Origin of the sequence: Streptomyces sp. NPDC101152 (assembly GCF_044768275.1) — a bacterium.
In the GTDB taxonomy this organism is placed as follows: Bacteria; Actinomycetota; Actinomycetes; order Streptomycetales; family Streptomycetaceae; genus Streptomyces.
In genome coordinates this window covers 95,057-109,788 of record NZ_JBIWPO010000011.1, presented here as the reverse complement: position 1 = coordinate 109,788, position 14,732 = coordinate 95,057, and the positions used below count along the sequence as shown (strand labels likewise).

The window sequence follows — 14,732 nt, the reverse complement described above, 5'->3', positions numbered from 1 at the left end:
CGCACCCCTGATCGGAGACACCGTGTCCCTCACCTTCCACTGGTTCCTGCCCACCAACGGCGACAGCCGCCACGTGGTCGGCGGCGGCCACGGCACACCCGCCACCGCCTCCGGACGGGACCGGCCGCCGACGGTCGCCTACCTGAGCCAGATCGCCCGCGCCGCCGAGGATCTGGGTTTCGTCGGCGCGCTCACCCCGACCGGCGCCTGGTGCGAGGACGCCTGGCTGACCACCGCCATGGTCAGCCAGAACACCGAGCGGCTGAAGTTCCTGGTCGCCTTCCGGCCCGGCTTCGTCTCCCCGACGCTCGCAGCGCAGATGGCGTCCACCTTCCAGCGGCAGAGCGGCGGACGGCTCCTGCTCAACGTCGTCACCGGCGGCGAGAGCCACGAGCAGCGGGCCTACGGCGACTTCCTCGACAAGGACGCCCGGTACCGCCGTACCGGCGAATTCCTGGAGATCGTGCGGGGGTTGTGGGAGGGCAAGACCGTCGACCTGCGCGGCGAGCACCTCCAGGTCGAGGACGCCAAGCTGGCGCGGGTACCGGATCCGGTACCCGAGGTGTACTTCGGCGGGTCCTCGCCGGTCGCCGGGGAGGTGGCCGCCCAGTACGTCGACACCTACCTCACCTGGGGCGAGCCGCCGGCGCAGGTCGCCGAGAAGATCGCCTGGATCAGGGGGCTCGCGGCGCAGCAGGGGCGCACCCTGCGCTTCGGGATCCGGCTGCACGTCATCACCCGCGACACCTCCGTACAGGCCTGGGCGGAGGCGGACCGCCTGCTGGCCGGCTTCGACCCGGAGACCGTGCGGTCCGTGCAGGCCGGGCTCGCCCGCAGCGAGTCCGAGGGACAGCAGCGGATGCTCGCCCTGCACGGCGGCGGCAACCGCGACGGTCTGGAGATCCACCCCAACCTGTGGGCCGGCATCGGCCTGGTGCGCGGCGGGGCGGGCACCGCCCTGGTCGGCAGCCACGACGAGGTCGCCGAGCGGATCAAGGAGTACCACGCCCTCGGCATCGACGAGTTCGTCCTCTCCGGCTACCCCCACCTGGAGGAGGCGTACTGGTTCGGCGAGGGCGTCCTGCCGCGCCTGGCCGCCGACGGGGTGTGGCGGCACCCCTTCGGGACGCGGTCGGCACCGGCGGCGCAGGTGCCGTTCGCGAGCTGACGTTTCCTCAGGGCGTTCCCGACACGCCCTACCGCCCCCGGTTCGCCAGCGCCTGCCGCACCGCGCGCGTGACGATCGGGGGCATCAGGTCCACGCCTATGCGACGGGCACGGGAGCGCGGGCGGCGCGGGGCGGGAACCCGGGACGGGCTCGGGGCCGCCGCCGATTCCTGAGGCTCGGGCGCCGTGTAGTGACGCGAGTGCGGGAAGGGCGGGGCCTGCAGGCCCTTCTGGGCCCGGGTGCGCACCAGGCGGTGCCCGGCGGCGTCCTGCACGCTCAGACCGATGTCCGTGCGCCCCTCCAGCATCGCCAGCAGCTCTTCCTGGACGGCCACGGGATCGCCCCAGGTGCCGTACAGCTTCTGGGTGCTGAGGCAGATCGGGCGCAGTCCGCGGTTGAGCACCGCCTCCCAGGTGGCGACCGAGACGCCGGGGGTGTGCTCGGAGCGGAAGTCGTCGAGGACGACGATGCCGTCGGGCAGCAGCAGGTCGCGGGCGGCCGCTATGTCGTCGCGGACGTGCTCGTACAGGTGCGAGGCGTCGATGTGGACGAAGCGGCAGGTGGCCGGTTTCACCTCCGCCGAGATCACGGAGGACGGGGCCTCCAGCACCCGGGGCAGGGTGTCGTGGAAGGAGAGGTAGTTCCGTTCGAAGGCCTGGCGGGTGAGGGAGGAGTACGACTTCGCCGTCTCGGCCTGGTTGGCCCCGTCCGGTGCCTCACCGCCGAAGAGGTCGCAGACCGTGAACTCCTCGCCGTCCTGCCGGTGCCGGCCCAGCAGGATGGCGCTCTTGCCCATGTACGCGCCGAGCTCCACCAGATCGCCCCGGAACCCGGCCTTCTCCTGCCGGTCCAGGAACCAGGTGAACAGCAACTGGTCCAGTGGGGGGAACCAGCCGGGGACGTCTTTGAGCTCGCCGGGGTTGTTGTCGATTGCCTGTGCGGTCGCCATGGAACGAGTCTGCTCATCCGGCGCCGCAGAAAGTGGCCTCCGACTGAATGTCCAATGAACAGCTCAGACGGCCCACGATGCGGCCAGGGCGTCGAGGTGCGCCCGGCGCACCTCTGCCGTCTGGCCCTGCACGAGGAGGAACATCCCCTCCCGAGCGAGGCGTTGGGCGGTGCCGGTCACCGCCATGGCGCGGCCGCCGCCCGCCACGATCGCGGCGGTCGTGGCCGCGCGCATCAGGTCGTACGACCGTGTCTTGAGCGCCAGGCGTTCCTCGACGCGCTCGTGCGGGACGGGGTGTTCGGCCAGGGCGTAGACCTGCCGTCGTACCTCGTCCAGGTGCCCGCGCAGGGCCCGCGCCGTCTCGGTCTCGCCGGCCTCCTCCAGCACGTCCAGCGCGGCGTACGCCACGCCGAAGACGGCGGGCGAGGCGTTGGTGTTGCGGGGCCGGTCGACCAGGGCGAACTTCTCGTGCGGGGTGCGCAGGACCACCGACTCGCCGGGCAGCCACAGGCCGTCGAGATCGAGGGAGACGGTCCGGGCGGCGGTGAGCGCCGCCAGCCGCATCGGCGGCGAAGGGCGCAGCCCGGGCTGCTCGCGCGCCTCGGTGAAGGCGAACACGATCTCGTCCGCGTCGCTCACCCCGGCGAGCAGCATGACGTCGTTCAGGCCCCAGCCCGTGTACCAGGGCACGGTTCCGTCGAAGCGCCAGCCGCCGCGCTCGGCAGTGGCCCGCACCGGCACCCGGGGAAACGCGCGGACGTGCGCGAAGGCGATCCCGGCCAGCAGCTCACCGCTCGCCAGCGGGCGCAACAGCCGCTCCCGCACCGGGAGTTCGGACTGCGCCAGCAGCTTCACCGGCGTGTGGTGCTGGGTCTGCACGAACCAGGTCGAGCAGCAGGCCCCGGCCAGGATCTCCATGATCTCCCGCGCCACCGCGTCGGGGGCGCCGGCGCCGCCGTACTCCTGCGGCGCGCTCACACCCAGCAGTCCCGACCGCCTGATCGCCTCGATGTGCCCCGTCGGCACACCTTCCTGGTCGACGCGCGCCGCATGCGGTGCGAGGAGGGAGTCGGCGAGAGACCGGGCGGTGCTGACGAGCGGGTGCGGTGGGGTGGTCATGGAGAGGATTCTCCCGGTCCGGTCGTGCGCGGTGTCGATCCGGGGGCATGCCGTTCGTGTAGGAGGTGGAACAAGGAACACGACGCCGAGGAGGACGTCATGCAGTACTACCTGCTCAGTGTGATCACACCGGTCGACGGCACGCCGCCCGGGCCCGAGGCCATGGCCGAGATCCGCCGCGACCTCGACACCTTCCACACGGAGCTGCGCGAGGCCGGCGCCTGGGTGTTCGCCGGCGGACTGCACGGCCCGGAGACCGCGACCGTGCTGCGGCCCAAGGACGACGACGTGCTCATCACCGACGGGCCCTATGCCGAGGGCAAGGAGTACCTGGGCGGCATCTGCCTGATCAAGGCTCCCGACCTGGACGCGGCCCTGGAGTGGGGGAGGAAGGCGACCCGGGCCACCACCCTGCCCATCGAGGTGCGCCCGTTCCTGCACCAGGCACACCAGCAACATCAGGTAGAGGACTGACACCGGTGTCCGTCGACGTCGAGGCCGTCTTCCGCGCGGAGTACGGCCGAGCCGTCGCCGTCCTCGTCCGCTTCCTCGGCGACATCGACCTCGCCGAGGAAGCGGCCCAGGACGCCTTCACCACGGCGCTCGCGAAGTGGCCCGAGACCGGTGTGCCGCCGAGCCCGGCCGGTTGGATCATCACCACCGCACGCAACCGAGCGGTGGACCGGCTGCGCCGGGAGGCCAAGCGCGACGAACGGCACGCGGAGGCCGCCCTGCTGCACACCCCGGACGCCCCGGCCGAGGAGGGCCCCGTGCGCGACGACCGGCTCCGCCTGATCTTCACCTGCTGTCACCCCGCGCTCGCGCCCCAGGCCCGGGTCGCCCTCACCCTGCGCCTGCTCGGCGGCCTGACCACCGCGCAGATCGCCCGCGCGTTCCTGGTGCCGGAGCCGACCATGGCCCAGCGTGTCGTCCGCGCGAAGGCGAAGATCCGCGCCGCCCGGATCCCGTACCGCGTGCCCCGCGACGCCGACCTCCCGGACCGGCTGACGGGCGTCCTGGCCGTCGTGTACCTGATCTTCAACCAGGGCTACGAAGGCGCGCCCGAGCTGACCGCGGAGGCGCTGCGCCTGGGCCGGCTGCTCACCGAGCTGATGCCGGACGAGCCCGAGGCCGTCGGCCTGCTCGCGCTGATGCTCCTCGTCGACTCCCGCCGCGAGGCCCGCCAGGACGAGCACGGAGCGCTGGTGTCGCTGCCCGACCAGGACCGCGCCCGCTGGAACCGCGACCTGATCGCCGAGGGGCAGTCGCTGGTACGGCGCTGCCTGCGCCGCGACCGGCCGGGGCCGTACCAGATCCAGGCCGCCATCCAGGCCGTCCACTCCGACGCACCCACCGGCGAGGCCACCGACTGGGCCCAGATCCGGCAGCTGTACGACCAGCTCATGGCCCTCACCCCGAGCCCGGTCGTGGCCCTGAACCGGGCGGTCGTGGTGGCCGAGACCGAGGGCCCGTCGCGCGCACTGGACCTCGTCGACGCCCTGGACCTCGACGGCTACCACGTGTTCCACGCCGTCCGGGCCGATCTGCTGCGCCGCCTCGGCCGCCCCACCGAGGCGGTACGGGCGTACGAAGCGGCCCTCGCACGCACCGAGAGCGCCGCCGAACGCGCCTTTCTCGAGCGACGGCGACGGGAACTCCTCCGCACGTGAGCGCCACGCCACGGAAAGTAATCCTCCCGGTGGCGGAATTCGTCGCGGTGCAGGAAAGGTTGGCATATACACCTGACCGTTCCAGCAGCGAGGCACCGTGAACCACTCCACCTCCGAGCAGCCCGCCGGCATCGTCGCCCGGCTGCGCGCCACCTTCCGCACCGGCCGCACCAAGCCCGTCGAATGGCGCACGGCCCAGCTGCGCAGCCTGCGCGACCTGCTCACCGAGAACGGCTCCGAGCTGGCCGCCGCCCTCCACGCCGACCTCGGCAAGAGCGCCACCGAGGCCCAGCGCACCGAGATCGACTTCACGATCCGCGAGATCGACCACACCCTCGACCACCTCGCCGACTGGCTGCGCCCCGAGCCCGCCCCGGTACCCGCGCACCTCGGCGCCGACGCGAGCGCCTGGACGCAGTACGACCCGCTCGGCGTCGTCCTGGTCATCGCCCCCTGGAACTACCCCGCCCAGCTCCTGCTTGCTCCGCTGGTCGGCGCCCTCGCCGCGGGCAACGCGGTGGTCGTCAAGCCCAGCGAACTGGCCCCCGCGACCTCCGCCGCGATCGCGCGTCTGCTGCCCGCCCACCTCGACACCGACGCGGTCGCCGTCGTCGAGGGCGGCGTCCCCGAGACGACGGCGCTGCTCGCCGAGCGCTTCGACCACATCTTCTACACCGGCAACGGCACCGTCGGCCGCATCGTCATGCGCGCCGCCGCCGAGCACCTCACGCCGGTCACCCTCGAACTCGGCGGCAAGTCCCCGGCGTTCGTCGACCGTGACACCGACCTCGACGTCGTCGCCGACCGCCTGGCGCGCGGCAAGTTCCTCAACGCGGGGCAGACCTGCGTCGCCCCCGACTACGTGCTCACCGACCCGGAGACGGCCGCCGCCCTCGAGCCCGCGCTCACCCGCGCCGTCGAGGCCCTGTACGGCACCGACCCGTCCGCGTCCGGCGAGTACGGTCGCATCGTCAACGAACGGCACTTCGACCGGCTCACCGGCCTGCTCGACTCGGGCCGTGTCGTCGTGGGCGGCGACCGGGACCGCACGGCGAAGTACATCGCGCCGACCGTCCTGGCCGACGTCGACCCCGACTCGCCCGTGATGCAGGAGGAGATCTTCGGTCCGATCCTGCCCGTCGTCACCGTGTCGGACCTCGACAAGGCGATCGACTTCATCAACGACCGCGACAAGCCGCTCGCGCTGTACGTCTTCTCCGAGTCGGAGGGCACCCGGGCCAGGATCGCCGCCGAAACGTCCTCCGGCGGCCTCGGCCACGGTCTGCCGCTCGCCCATCTCACCGTCTCCGACCTGCCCTTCGGCGGGGTGGGGGAGAGCGGCATGGGCAGCTACCACGGCCGCTTCTCCATCGAGACGTTCAGCCACCGCAAGGCTGTGCTGGAGAAGCCGCTGGGCTGAGCCTGGTCCGGGTCGGCTCAGCGACGCCGACGGGACATCGAGGAGCACCTCCTGACCGACGACGGGCGGGGGCCGTCCTGTACGGGTATGTTCATCCCGATATGCGCCACCGTGCCGGAACGACCGCAGGGCGTGGCGCCGAACTCGGGAGGACCCATCAGCGCAACGACGTCGGAGAGCGGTTCCGGGGCCGTGGCGCGCAGTCAGCCTCCGGAAGCCGACCTGCTGCGGACCATGCTGGGCCGGCCGGAGTACCGCAAGGCCCTGGTGTTCTGCGCGTTGATCGGTGTTCCCGTCGCGCTGGTCGCATTCTGGTTCCTGGTGGCGCTGCGCCAACTGGAACAGCTGATCTGGACGACCTGGCCCAAGGACCTGGGCTGGAAACAGGCTCCCTGGTGGTGGGCACTTCCCCTGCTGACGACGGCCGGTCTCGTCGTCGGCCTGGTGGTCGCGCGATTTCCGGGGCAGGGCGGACACCTTCCTGCCGGGGGCCTGCACTCGGGCGGCGTCACCAGGGCGGCGTTGCCGGGCGTCTTGACCGCCGCTCTGGTCGGTCTTCCCCTCGGCGTCGTCCTGGGGCCCGAGGCCCCGCTGATCGCGCTGGGCGGCGGACTTGCTCTGCTCCTCGCGAGCCTGGTCAGGGCACCGGAGAACGAGGCGAGCACGGCGCTGCTCGGAGCGGCAGGCGCGGCCGCCGCCATCTCCGCGCTCTTCGGGAACCCGATCGTCGGTGCGGTGATGCTGATGGAGGTCGCCGGGGTGGGCGGGCCGCAGCTGTTCGCGGTGATGCTGCCGGTCCTGCTGGCCAGCGGGGTGGGAGACCTGATCTTCACCGGATTCGTCCACTGGACCGGCTTGCAGGCCGGGACCCTGAGCATCGGCCTGCCCAAGCCGCCACCCCTCGACTGGGGAGACGTGTTGTGGGTGCTGGTCCTTGCGCCCGCCCTCGCGTTCCTCGTCCACTGGACCTTCGTGGGTGGGCGGTTCGCGGCCCGCTTCGTGGCGACCCGGACGGTACGGAACACCATGGTCTGCGCGCTCGGCGCAGGGGTCTGCGTCACTCTCTACGCGGTCTCCACGGGGCGTTCGCCTGCCGAGGCGGCCCTGTCGGGGGAGGCGACTCTGTCCCGGCTGGCGCAGGATCCGCATGCCTTCTCGGTGGGCGCCCTCGTCGCCGTACTGGCCTTCAAGGGCCTGGCGTACTCACTGTGTCTGGGGAGCCTGCGCGGCGGCCCCGTCTTCCCCGCCCTGTTCCTGGGTGGGGCGGCCGGTGTGCTGCTTGCGCCGCTGCCCGGCCTGGGGCTGGTCCCGGGGATGGCGGTGGGGATGGCTGCCTCGGTGACCGCGGCCCTGCGGCTGCCGGTGAGCGGCGTCGTCCTGGTCGTGCTCCTGCTGGGCAACGTGCAGACGGTGGCGCTCGTCGTGCTGGCCGCGGTCGTGTCCTTCGTGCTCACCCAACTGCTGCCGCAGGGTCCGAGTATCCCGGCGGTCGGCGAGCGGCCGGCCGACCAGGCGGCTCACTGACACTTCTGGGGCCGGGTGAGGATCCGTTTCCGCCGGTCGCCCGGCGACCCGTCCGGCTACATGTCGTCGGACGGCGTGCCGGGCAGCGCGGGCGTGCCCAGACGGCTGGCCGCCCAGGGTTCACGGGCGACGACCGCGCCGGCGGTGATGCACAGGGTCGCGACCACGCAGAGCGTGATGAGCCAGGACAGCAGGGTGAAGACGGCACCCAACGAACCGTACTTGTCCAGGCTGCGGTTGAGGGCGTGGGGCATGTACAGGGGGGCGGTGGAGGTGAGGACGGTCAGGGACGCTCCGGTGAGCAGTGCGCCCGGCAGCAACGGCAGCCACGGCACCCGCGCGAGCAGCAGCAGATGCTGCGTCCACCACCAGATGGTGACCTCGGCGACCAGCAGCAGGGGCACGCCGATCCACAGGCCGAGCCCGAATCCCTCGCGCAGGCTCCCCTGCACCGCGAACATGACCAGCCAGGTCCCGAGCCATGCGATCCACCGCCAGGCGGCCATCCGCGCGCCCGCCTTGGGCAGGCTCCAGGCACGCTGGCACAACCGTTGCATGGCTCGGCTGCACGCGGTGGCCGAGATGAGCACCATCAGCCCGCCGACCACCCCTGTGGTCTGCCGAAGCTCGTTGGACGGGGCACCGGTGCCCTGGACGGCCTTGCTGAGTTCGGCGTTCGCGTTTCCGGACAGTCCGAAGGCGTCGTGCACGGAGTTGACGAGCTGGTCACGCAGCGCAGGCGGGGCGATGGAGGCCACCACGAACAGCAGCGGGACGGCCGTCAGGAACGTCTGGGCGGCCAGCCGGGTCGCCGAGTCGAGCACGTTCACCGAGATCAGGTGCGACAGCAAGTGCGTGATCACCGGGAACCGCGTCTCGGCCCGGTTCCGCAGCCCCGTCAGCCGGGACCACACCGAGGCACCCCGTTCCCGCCACGAAGCACGGTGTGCCGTGTCGTCCGGGCTGCCCTCGCCGTCGTCTGGCCCCATGGTGCAAGAGTGCCGCCATCACGACCGCGCGGCCCCCGGTGGGGGTAGCGGAAAGGTCCGCACGGGTTAACGGGACGGGCGAGCCATGGCGCGTTTGTGAGGTGTGGACACGGCGACGAGACTTATGGCCATGAGCGAAAGCCGCTCCGTGCCCGGGTGCGCAGCACCGCGCGGGGGCCGCGATGGTGCTTGATCTGGTGTTCATCGGCCTTGCGATCGCCGTGTTCCCCCTGTCGGTGACCGCGTTCGTCCTGGTGCTGTCGGCTCGCGGGGGAGTCCGGAAGGGCCTGGTCTTCATCCTCGCCTGGCTCGCGTGTTTCGTGGTCGTCCTGACCGCCGTTCTGCTCACCACCGGTGGCCAACCGCCGGCTCCCCAGTCCTCGCCCTCCACCGCCGCGTCCGCCGTCAAGCTCGCGATCGGCGTGGGGCTGGTCGGGTACGGGTGGCACCGGCACCGGAACCGCGAGCGGACCGACCGTCGGCACACAGCCTCCGGCGGGTTGATGGCACGGCTCGACCGGCTCTCGCTGTGGGGCGCTGCGGGGGTGGCCCCGCTGCTCCAGCCGTGGGGGCTCGTGGCGGCCGGCGCGGCGACGGTGGTCGACGCCGACCTGTCCCACGCCTCCTCCTACCTCGCGCTGTTCGGGTTCTGCCTCCTCGCCACGAGCAGTCTGCTGGCGATGGAGGTCTACACGACCTTCGCGCCGGACTCGGCCGGGGTGCGCCTCGGGAAGCTGCGCACCTGGATCGGGAGCCACCAGGAGCAGGCGCTCGTGGCCGTGGCGCTGGTGGCCGGGTTGTTCCTGGTGAGCAGGAGCATCAACCAGTTGACGTCCTGAGATCCAGGAACTCGCGAATGCCGAAGGCGACCGGCACGATCACAGCGGTCCAGATCACCACCAGCATGGTCGGGTAGCTCCAGGTGAACAGGACGATCGCGGCCACCGCGAGGATCGCCACTCCGATCCACTTCTTGAAGCGGTGCACGAACCGGCCCACCGGGCCCAGGCGCAGCACCGCCAGACCGCGACCACCGCGAGCAGGGCCAGCAAGGACGCCAGAGAGGTCCCGCTGAGGCGGATCGGGCGAGCGGGGGACACCGGAGGAGTGACAAGGGGCACGAAGTGCGCCGGCCCAAGCGGGGTGAACCAATGAAGAGGGCAACTCGGCCGACCTGGTATGCCAGGTCGAGATGCCGCCGGGTGCGGCTGATGGTCCAACGGACATGTCGTCGTCCATCGACTTCGGGGAAGGGGCGATTCCCACGCCAGTCAGGAGGCCCCGCCCTCGCCCGCACCCGCTGCACCCGCGGCCGGCGACATGACGAACAAGGTCGGCCAGCTCAAGCAGCTCGGCGAGCTGAAGACCCAAGGCGTCCTGGCGGAAGCCGAGTTCGAGGAACAGAAGCGCAGGCTCCTGGCCTGACGGCCCACCACTTCGGCGCGGCGCCGCGCCGGATCGGGAAGGGGGCGGAGCGGCCCACACCCATGACTGGTGCAGACGGCCGGCCGCCCGCAAGAAGCCCGACTTCCTCGCGGTGGACTGCTACGGCCTGGCCGACCCCGTCTCCGCCCTCGACACCCTCAACCCGTACACGTATCCGTAAAGCGGCCCCGGGGCAGTGCGAGCGGTGTGCGAGACTCCGCCGATGACCTCCGAAACGATCACCGCTGATGCCGCCGGCACCTGGCAACTGGCCGGCCTGACCGTCAACCGCGTGGGCTTCGGCGCCATGCGGCTGACGGGCAGCGCCGCCTTCCACCTCGGCACCCCGAGCGACCGGCAGCGCTCGATCGCCGTCCTGCACCGGGCGATCGAACTCGGCGTCAACCACATCGACACCGCCGCCTTCTACTTCTCCCGGCTGCGCTCCGCCAACGAGATCATCAACAGCGCCCTGGCCCCGTACCCCGACGACCTCCTCATCGCCACCAAGGTCGGCCCCTTCCGCGACTACTCCGGCGAGTGGGGGACCTCCGCCCGCCCCGACCAATTGCGCGGCCATGTCGAGGAGAACCTGCGCCAGCTCGGCCGCGACCACCTCGACCTGGTCTACCTGCGCCGCATGCGGCAGGAGTCCGTCGCCGAGCACTTCGGGGCCCTGGCCGATCTGCGCGAGGCCGGTCTCGTCCGGCACCTCGGCCTCTCCGACATCGAGCCCCGGCACCTGGCAGAGGCGCAGGCCATCGCACCGGTGGTGAGCGTGCAGAACCGGTACGCGCTCGACGACCCGAACCCCGTCACCGACGAGGTCCTGCGCCTGTGCGGGGAGCAGGGCATCGCCTTCGTGCCGTTCTACGCCGTCGCGGGGAAGAGCGGGGCGCACGCCGCCGCCGACGATCACGACGCCGAGGTGCGAGCCGTCGCCGTGGCCCACGGTGTCACGCCCGCGCAGGTCCGGCTCGCCTGGACCCTGCACCAGGGCCCGCACGTCCTGGCCATCCCCGGCACCGGCAACCCCGGCCACCTCGCCGAGAACGTCGCGGCGGGCGCGCTGCGTCTGACGGACGAGGAGCTGGGACGACTCGACGCCCTGCGCAGGCGGGCCGACTGAGCGCCCGTCGACCCGGTCAGCCGCGTCTTTTGGCCCCGAATCCCCGGACGACCCGTCCGGCCGCCACCTTCTGCAGCAGCCCGTAGGCGAGTACGGGCAGCAGGATCTGTGGGCGGTCCGGCAGTGTCGTCGTGATCAGCACGGCGCTTGCGCTGCTGTTGTTCATCCCGCAGGCCAGGGTCACGGACGCACCGGCTCGCGCGTCCAGGCGCAGCACACGGGAGGTGATCCGCCCCAGGGTGAACGACAGGGCGCACACGGTCGCGGCCACCGCGAGCGCGCCCGCGAGCAGCATCGGGCGCGGGTGTCTGAGGAAGGGGCCGAGCACCCCGCTGGCGTTGACGTACGTCAGCAGCAGGGACGCCGGAAGGGCCGCGGCGACGGCCGTGTCGGTGAGGCCAGCCGCGGCGCGGCGCGGCAGCAGGAACCGGAAGAGCATGCCCGCGCCGCAGGGCAGCACGACGGAGGTGAGCGCGAAGGCGTGTCCGGCCGTCCGGGCCGCGTCCGCCAGCCGACCCGCGTAGTCACCGTGCAGGAGAGGACACAGGGCGGTCAGGGTGAGGGGCACCGTCAACGGGCTGACCAGCGTGGAGGCGAGGACCAGTCCGACGGAGGTCGGCTGGTCGCCGTCCCCTTTGGCGGTCCACACCGTCGCCCCGGCCGCCACCGGCATCGCCACGAGCAGGATCATCGCGGTGACCATGCCGCTGCCCCCGTCCCGGTCGGGGGACCACCGCAGCAGGAGGGCCACACCGGGGACGATGAGCAGGGGCGCCACAACGTGCAGCGCCAGTCCGGCGATCAGGGCGGCCGGACGCCGCAGCAGCAGCCGCAGTTCGTGCAGCGGCACCTGGAGCCCGGCGCTGAAGAGGACGAGCGCGAGGAGTAACTGAGGGGTGCGGAGGGGGAGTTCAGCGAGACCCGGGACACCGGTCGGGTGCGGGGCGCGCAGCCACAGGCCGGGAGCCGGCAGCAGCGCGGCGGCCGCGTAGGCCAGGGCGATCGCCGGGCCGAGCCGGCTCCGCAGCAGGGCATGGGCACGGTGGGCGGCGGTGTTCTTCGAAGGCTGGGGACACATGCTTGCGCTCTTCCGTCGTCGGGCGTGGGCGGGGGCGGAAGGCGGGTATCGCGAAGGCGCCCGCGGGCGCTGTGGTCATGGGTTCCAGGGCCCCTTTCGTGGCATGCGGGAACATCGCGGCCGTGCACGACGACCGACTGACTACAGGGATGTAGACGATCAAGTGAACTCTAGACGATGCCTGTGACGGCGTCGGCTGGCTATCCACAGGTTTTACGTATAACCTCACCCGTCAACCGCCCCGCTCGGAAAGGTCATGATGAGCCGCATCGCCCTGGTCACCCTCGTCGTCGACGACTATGACGAGGCGATCCGCCACTACACGCAGGCCCTGGGATTCCAGCTCGTCGAGGACGCCCCCCGCCCTGACGGATCCCGCTGGGTCGTCGTCCGGCCCGGCGCCGGCGCGGAGGGTGCGGGGCTGCTGCTCGCCCGAGCCAAGGGCGAGGCGCAGCGTGCCCGGATCGGCGACCAGACCGGCGGCCGCGTCGGCTTCTTCCTGCACACCGACGACTTCGCCCGCGACCATGCCCGGATGCTCGCCGCCGGCGTGGTCTTCCTGGAGGAACCGCGCCACGAGCCGTACGGCTCGGTCGCCGTCTTCCAGGACCTGTACGGAAACCGCTGGGACCTGCTCCAGCCCGCCGCGTAACCCCCTCAGAACCCTCCCGTCCCAGAAAGTACCAGTCATGACCGCTACGCGCGTAGACGAAGATGTGATCCGCCGCCTCCCCAAGGCCGTCCTGCACGACCACCTCGACGGCGGCCTGCGCCCCGCCACCCTGGTCGAACTCGCCGCCGCGGTCGGTCACGCGTTGCCCACCACCGACCCCGACGAACTCGCCGCCTGGTACGTCGAGGCCGCGGGCTCCGGTGACCTGGTGCGCTACATAGCCACCTTCGAACACACCCTCGCCGTCCTGCAGACCCGCGAGGGCCTGCTCCGCGTCGCCGAGGAGTACGTGCTCGACCTGGCCGCCGACGGCGTCGTCTACGCCGAGGTGCGCTACGCCCCCGAGCTCAACACCACCGGCGGGCTGGCGATGGGCGAGGTCGTCGAGGCCGTCCAGGAAGGCCTCGCGGCGGGCATGGCGAAGGCGGCCGCCGCCGGCACCCCGGTCCGCGTCGGCACCCTGCTGTGCGGCATGCGAATGTTCGACCGGGTCCGCGAGGCCGCCGACCTGGCCGTCGCCTTCCGGGACGCCGGGGTGGTCGGCTTCGACATCGCCGGCGCCGAGGACGGCTTCCCGCCCGCCGACCACCTCGGCGCCTTCGAGCACCTGCGCCGCGAGAGCGTGCCGTTCACCATCCACGCCGGCGAGGCGCACGGGCTGCCCAGCATCCACCAGGCCGTGCAGGTGTGCGGCGCCCAGCGCATCGGACACGGCGTGCGGCTGGCCGAGGACATCGTCGACGGCAAGCTCGGCCGGCTCGCGGGCTGGGTGCGCGACCGCCGGATCGCGCTGGAGATGTGCCCGACCTCCAACCTCCAGACCGGCGCGGCCACGTCGATCGCCGAGCACCCGATCACCGCGCTGAAGGACCTCGGCTTCCGGGTCACCCTCAACACCGACAACCGTCTGGTGTCCGGTACGACGATGACCCGGGAGATGTCCCTGCTGGTCCAGGAGGCGGGCTGGACGCCCGAGGACCTGCGCACGGTCACGGTGAACGCCGTCAAGAGCGCGTTCATCCCGTTCGACGAGCGCAAGGCTCTGATCGAGGACGTCGTCCTGCCGGGTTACGACGCCGTGCTCTGAAGCAGCCCGCGGACGTAGGCGGCCTGTCCGACGTGCTGCAGGTCGTCGGACAGGACGCTGACGAGCCGTACGCCCAGGGTGACCGGTGGGTCCCAGCGCTCGTCGACCACACGGTCCAGATCTCCCGAGGCCAGCTCGCGCAGGACCGTGAGGGTCTGTTCGTGGACGGCGTCGTAGTAGCCCGTCAGCAGGTCACCGGAGTCGACCCGGACCTTGGCGACCTTCGTGGAGCTGTGCCCGTAGCCGGTGTCGTGGCGGGGCAGGTCGAGGTTGAATCGCTTGAGCCAGTCCTGGGTGAGCCAGACCTGCTCCCGTCCGAAGGCGTCGGCGACATGGTCGTCCTGGACCCGGGTGAGATGCCAGATCAGCCAGCTGACGGAGTTGGCGTCGTGCGAGGGGCGGGCGTTGAGCAGGTCCGCGTCGAGCCCCTCGACGGTGGCGTGGACTTCTTCCTGGATGCGGCTGTAGCCGTCGATGAGGATGTCCTTTGCATGCATGACT

Annotated in this window: 16 protein-coding genes; 10 read left to right on the top strand and 6 right to left on the bottom strand. The window is 71.8% G+C overall.

The window, feature by feature from the left end:
- The first annotated feature begins 22 nt into the window (after nt 1-22).
- Nucleotides 23-1,168 carry an LLM class flavin-dependent oxidoreductase gene (locus tag ACIRVK_RS17470; protein WP_404247995.1) on the top strand — a complete coding sequence of 382 codons (1,146 nt, stop codon included), beginning with the start codon at nt 23-25 and terminating at the stop codon, nt 1,166-1,168.
- Nucleotides 1,169-1,196: 28 nt separating this feature from the next.
- On the opposite strand, the gene ACIRVK_RS17465 is transcribed toward ACIRVK_RS17470, so the two are convergent.
- Together ACIRVK_RS17465 and ACIRVK_RS17460 are read right to left on the bottom strand one after the other, a co-directional pair.
- A complete protein-coding gene (locus ACIRVK_RS17465; protein ID WP_404247819.1) occupies nt 1,197-2,117 on the bottom strand; it encodes a class I SAM-dependent methyltransferase in 921 nt (306 codons plus the stop codon).
- A 63-nt stretch (nt 2,118-2,180) separates the two neighbouring features.
- Entirely contained in the window at nt 2,181-3,236 is a 1,056-nt protein-coding gene (locus tag ACIRVK_RS17460) for an acyl-CoA dehydrogenase family protein (protein WP_404247817.1), read from the bottom strand.
- 99 nt (nt 3,237-3,335) lie between these two features.
- On the opposite strand from ACIRVK_RS17460, the gene ACIRVK_RS17455 reads away from it, so the two are divergent.
- The 4 genes from ACIRVK_RS17455 to ACIRVK_RS17440 all read left to right on the top strand — a co-directional run bounded on the left by ACIRVK_RS17455 (nt 3,336) and on the right by ACIRVK_RS17440 (nt 7,850).
- A complete protein-coding gene (locus tag ACIRVK_RS17455; protein ID WP_404247815.1) occupies nt 3,336-3,710 on the top strand; it encodes a YciI family protein in 375 nt (124 codons plus the stop codon).
- A 5-nt stretch (nt 3,711-3,715) separates the two neighbouring features.
- Nucleotides 3,716-4,906 (top strand): RNA polymerase sigma factor, encoded by a 1,191-nt coding sequence (locus tag ACIRVK_RS17450; RefSeq protein ID WP_404247813.1) that lies wholly within the window; start codon nt 3,716-3,718, stop codon nt 4,904-4,906.
- A 97-nt stretch (nt 4,907-5,003) separates the two neighbouring features.
- Nucleotides 5,004-6,326 (top strand): aldehyde dehydrogenase family protein, encoded by a 1,323-nt coding sequence (locus ACIRVK_RS17445; RefSeq protein ID WP_404247811.1) that lies wholly within the window; start codon nt 5,004-5,006, stop codon nt 6,324-6,326.
- Nucleotides 6,327-6,560: 234 nt separating this feature from the next.
- Nucleotides 6,561-7,850, top strand: a complete 1,290-nt coding sequence (locus tag ACIRVK_RS17440) for a chloride channel protein (protein WP_404247993.1) — start codon at nt 6,561-6,563, stop codon at nt 7,848-7,850.
- 56 nt (nt 7,851-7,906) lie between these two features.
- Here the strand turns inward: ACIRVK_RS17440 and ACIRVK_RS17435 are convergent, their stop codons facing one another.
- Nucleotides 7,907-8,839: a YhjD/YihY/BrkB family envelope integrity protein gene (locus tag ACIRVK_RS17435; RefSeq protein ID WP_404247809.1), complete on the bottom strand. Its 933-nt coding sequence runs from the start codon at nt 8,837-8,839 to the stop codon at nt 7,907-7,909.
- A 182-nt stretch (nt 8,840-9,021) separates the two neighbouring features.
- Here ACIRVK_RS17435 and ACIRVK_RS17430 point away from each other — a divergent pair, with 182 nt between their 5' ends.
- On the top strand, nt 9,022-9,678 hold the full coding sequence (locus ACIRVK_RS17430; protein WP_404247807.1) for a GAP family protein: 657 nt from the start codon (nt 9,022-9,024) through the stop codon (nt 9,676-9,678).
- Here ACIRVK_RS17430 and ACIRVK_RS17425 read toward each other — a convergent pair.
- Nucleotides 9,659-9,856, bottom strand: a complete 198-nt coding sequence (locus ACIRVK_RS17425) for a hypothetical protein (protein ID WP_404247805.1) — start codon at nt 9,854-9,856, stop codon at nt 9,659-9,661. The genes ACIRVK_RS17430 and ACIRVK_RS17425 overlap by 20 nt on opposite strands.
- 303 nt (nt 9,857-10,159) lie before the next feature.
- Between ACIRVK_RS17425 and ACIRVK_RS17420 the strand changes: the two genes are divergently transcribed.
- Entirely contained in the window at nt 10,160-10,264 is a 105-nt protein-coding gene (locus ACIRVK_RS17420) for an SHOCT domain-containing protein (protein ID WP_404247803.1), read from the top strand.
- A gap of 223 nt (nt 10,265-10,487) precedes the next feature.
- Nucleotides 10,488-11,393, top strand: coding sequence for an aldo/keto reductase (locus ACIRVK_RS17415; RefSeq protein ID WP_404247801.1), 906 nt, complete (start codon nt 10,488-10,490; stop codon nt 11,391-11,393).
- Between the two features lie 16 nt (nt 11,394-11,409).
- Here ACIRVK_RS17415 and ACIRVK_RS17410 read toward each other — a convergent pair whose 3' ends face one another.
- Complete coding sequence (locus ACIRVK_RS17410) at nt 11,410-12,471, bottom strand: sodium-dependent transporter (RefSeq protein WP_404247799.1); 1,062 nt, start codon at nt 12,469-12,471, stop codon at nt 11,410-11,412.
- Nucleotides 12,472-12,730: 259 nt separating this feature from the next.
- Between ACIRVK_RS17410 and ACIRVK_RS17405 the strand changes: the two genes are divergently transcribed.
- Together ACIRVK_RS17405 and ACIRVK_RS17400 are read left to right on the top strand one after the other, a co-directional pair.
- On the top strand, nt 12,731-13,123 hold the full coding sequence (locus ACIRVK_RS17405) for a VOC family protein (RefSeq protein WP_404247991.1): 393 nt from the start codon (nt 12,731-12,733) through the stop codon (nt 13,121-13,123).
- Between the two features lie 37 nt (nt 13,124-13,160).
- Complete coding sequence (locus tag ACIRVK_RS17400) at nt 13,161-14,231, top strand: adenosine deaminase (RefSeq protein ID WP_404247797.1); 1,071 nt, start codon at nt 13,161-13,163, stop codon at nt 14,229-14,231.
- On the opposite strand, the gene ACIRVK_RS17395 is transcribed toward ACIRVK_RS17400, so the two are convergent.
- Nucleotides 14,213-14,728 (bottom strand): DUF664 domain-containing protein, encoded by a 516-nt coding sequence (locus ACIRVK_RS17395; protein WP_404247795.1) that lies wholly within the window; start codon nt 14,726-14,728, stop codon nt 14,213-14,215. The two genes, ACIRVK_RS17400 and ACIRVK_RS17395, sit on opposite strands and share 19 nt — an antisense overlap.
- Nucleotides 14,729-14,732: the final 4 nt, after the last annotated feature.

Excerpts from the sequence above, each read along its gene's own strand:
- ACIRVK_RS17410 (WP_404247799.1), bottom strand. The coding sequence starts at position 12,471 with ATGTGTCCCCAGCCTTCGAAGAACACCGCCGCCCACCGTGCCCATGCC.
- ACIRVK_RS17440 (WP_404247993.1), top strand. The coding sequence starts at position 6,561 with ATGCTGGGCCGGCCGGAGTACCGCAAGGCCCTGGTGTTCTGCGCGTTG.
- ACIRVK_RS17405 (WP_404247991.1), top strand. The coding sequence starts at position 12,731 with ATGAGCCGCATCGCCCTGGTCACCCTCGTCGTCGACGACTATGACGAG.
- ACIRVK_RS17455 (WP_404247815.1), top strand. The coding sequence starts at position 3,336 with ATGCAGTACTACCTGCTCAGTGTGATCACACCGGTCGACGGCACGCCG.
- ACIRVK_RS17420 (WP_404247803.1), top strand. The coding sequence starts at position 10,160 with ATGACGAACAAGGTCGGCCAGCTCAAGCAGCTCGGCGAGCTGAAGACC.
- ACIRVK_RS17395 (WP_404247795.1), bottom strand. The coding sequence starts at position 14,728 with ATGCATGCAAAGGACATCCTCATCGACGGCTACAGCCGCATCCAGGAA.
- ACIRVK_RS17435 (WP_404247809.1), bottom strand. The coding sequence starts at position 8,839 with ATGGGGCCAGACGACGGCGAGGGCAGCCCGGACGACACGGCACACCGT.
- ACIRVK_RS17430 (WP_404247807.1), top strand. The coding sequence starts at position 9,022 with ATGGTGCTTGATCTGGTGTTCATCGGCCTTGCGATCGCCGTGTTCCCC.
- ACIRVK_RS17415 (WP_404247801.1), top strand. The coding sequence starts at position 10,488 with ATGACCTCCGAAACGATCACCGCTGATGCCGCCGGCACCTGGCAACTG.
- ACIRVK_RS17465 (WP_404247819.1), bottom strand. The coding sequence starts at position 2,117 with ATGGCGACCGCACAGGCAATCGACAACAACCCCGGCGAGCTCAAAGAC.
- ACIRVK_RS17400 (WP_404247797.1), top strand. The coding sequence starts at position 13,161 with ATGACCGCTACGCGCGTAGACGAAGATGTGATCCGCCGCCTCCCCAAG.
- ACIRVK_RS17460 (WP_404247817.1), bottom strand. The coding sequence starts at position 3,236 with ATGACCACCCCACCGCACCCGCTCGTCAGCACCGCCCGGTCTCTCGCC.